Below are 1679 nucleotides of genomic sequence, written 5' to 3'. Positions count from 1 at the left end.
TGTTCCATCTAATGATTGTCTGGTATGAAAGAAAAACGTTCAAAATCTAAGGAAACATGAGAATTTAAGAGAAAAGTGATTCTTCATAGAGGGAGTTTAGTTCCAATATGTGGTAATATTAAATGAGAGAAAGACTGCCTATACCATTTGTCAGTAGTTGGATGATAAGAGAATTAAGTTTCAAGGGGGGATATGTTTGAAAACAGGTATTTCATATTTAATAGGTGCGTTATTTACTTTTGTAATCGTGCTGGAACTTGCTCAAATATCAAGATCAATAAAAGCTTCATCAACCAATGCATCATACGGAAATGTGTTTGATGAGATCCCAATAATTTCGTTAATAATATTAATACTAATTGTTATATTCGCGCTCATTAGCATGAGTAAAGAAAAAAATAATCCCTAAGTATAATGCCATGGTTCTTACGCTAACTGGGACCGATAGTCCAATCAACGCAGTTATGGGTAGGCTTAGTCACTTCCTGATCATCGCGAGTTGTAGGATTTGTTACACCTTTCAGCTTTCAGAGCATATTATGAGATGATAGCTATCTTACCCATAGCTATCACACTCCAAGCCCATGTAGATCTCCCTACATGGGCTTCTAATTTATTTTCTGTTCTATTGTGGTAAAAAAAAACAAAGACCCTTGTAAGGCCTCAATTTACAAGGGTCAGATGGCAAATCAGCAATATCGTATTATGAATGATGAGATTCTTTATTGAATGAAAAACAAAAAAAAGGCGGTAGGTTACCATCTCTAACCAACCACCTATTTAGAGCCTATTACAGATAGACCGTTCCGGCAAGATGCACGGGACCGGTTATGGTAACGGCATTCTGGCCAATGTGTTCTACGGTCAAAGAATATTGCTGGAATGTACCAACTACACCAACTGCTGCTGCTTCCGTATGCTGGAAGGCTGTCGTGAAATCTTGCGTTACCCAAGGTCCTTCATCTCTTGTTCCGATAAAAGCAGAATCTGTTGTCTGGAACACAATAGGAGCAGGTGCAGCGGTACCGCCTCTCCGGATGCGAAAGAGCAACTTCGGAACAACTGTGAGCAGCAGCAGCTGTGCTTCCCAGCCAATTGTTGCTTTTATTTCAATCCGGTTGTTGATGTTGCTGACTTGGAGAAAAACTGAAGTTAACAGGTATTCTGCACCCGGTGAGATTAAAAATGGAAGCGACCCCGTTCCTGCAGCAACATCTTGATATTGGTGATCTACTATATTAACAGGCATACTATCACCTCCTTTCATAACGGGCTAATTAAGGTAGCCGTATTAGCTGTTTCTGTAGACAGATACAGGACTTGTACAATCCGGACATTTTCAGTCCGGGGGGATTCCACATGATGAAAAGTGTGATTGGGGTTGAAGAAATCGCTTTGGTCAAATAAAGGGAGTTAGCTGTGTGGATATAACCTATGTGCAACGGGGGGAATTTTGGCGCTCTAGCAGACGGAGGTTAATAGAACTTGCCTTTTCATATATTAGATTCATAGATTCATTACTATGCAATGTACAGATATACTAAGGACCATGGTAAATATTGCTGACAGTCACTTTCTGGTGAACTAAACAATCCTGTAGAGCTTAAGAAATGAGCTTTGTAAAAAAAGGAGCGCCTCGGTATGATGGGTTTGTCGACAACACATCAGGGAGGCGCTCT

The 1679-nt window shown here is 40.1% G+C and carries 2 protein-coding genes; one reads left to right on the top strand and one right to left on the bottom strand.

Going from position 1 to position 1679, the window contains the following annotated elements:
* Positions 1-196: 196 nt before the first annotated feature.
* The gene (locus FHT67_RS29815; protein WP_208403723.1) at positions 197-409 is read left to right on the top strand and encodes a hypothetical protein; all 213 of its coding nucleotides are present in this window, start codon (positions 197-199) and stop codon (positions 407-409) included.
* A gap of 381 nt (positions 410-790) precedes the next feature.
* On the opposite strand, the gene FHT67_RS29600 is transcribed toward FHT67_RS29815, so the two are convergent.
* Positions 791-1249: a hypothetical protein gene (locus FHT67_RS29600; RefSeq protein ID WP_167202144.1), complete on the bottom strand. Its 459-nt coding sequence runs from the start codon at positions 1247-1249 to the stop codon at positions 791-793.
* Positions 1250-1679: the final 430 nt, after the last annotated feature.

This window comes from Paenibacillus sp. BK720, from assembly GCF_011761545.1.
In the GTDB taxonomy this organism is placed as follows: domain Bacteria; phylum Bacillota; class Bacilli; order Paenibacillales; family Paenibacillaceae; genus Pristimantibacillus.
Note: the sequence above shows the minus strand (reverse complement) of the source record. Positions and strands in the feature narration are given on the sequence as shown.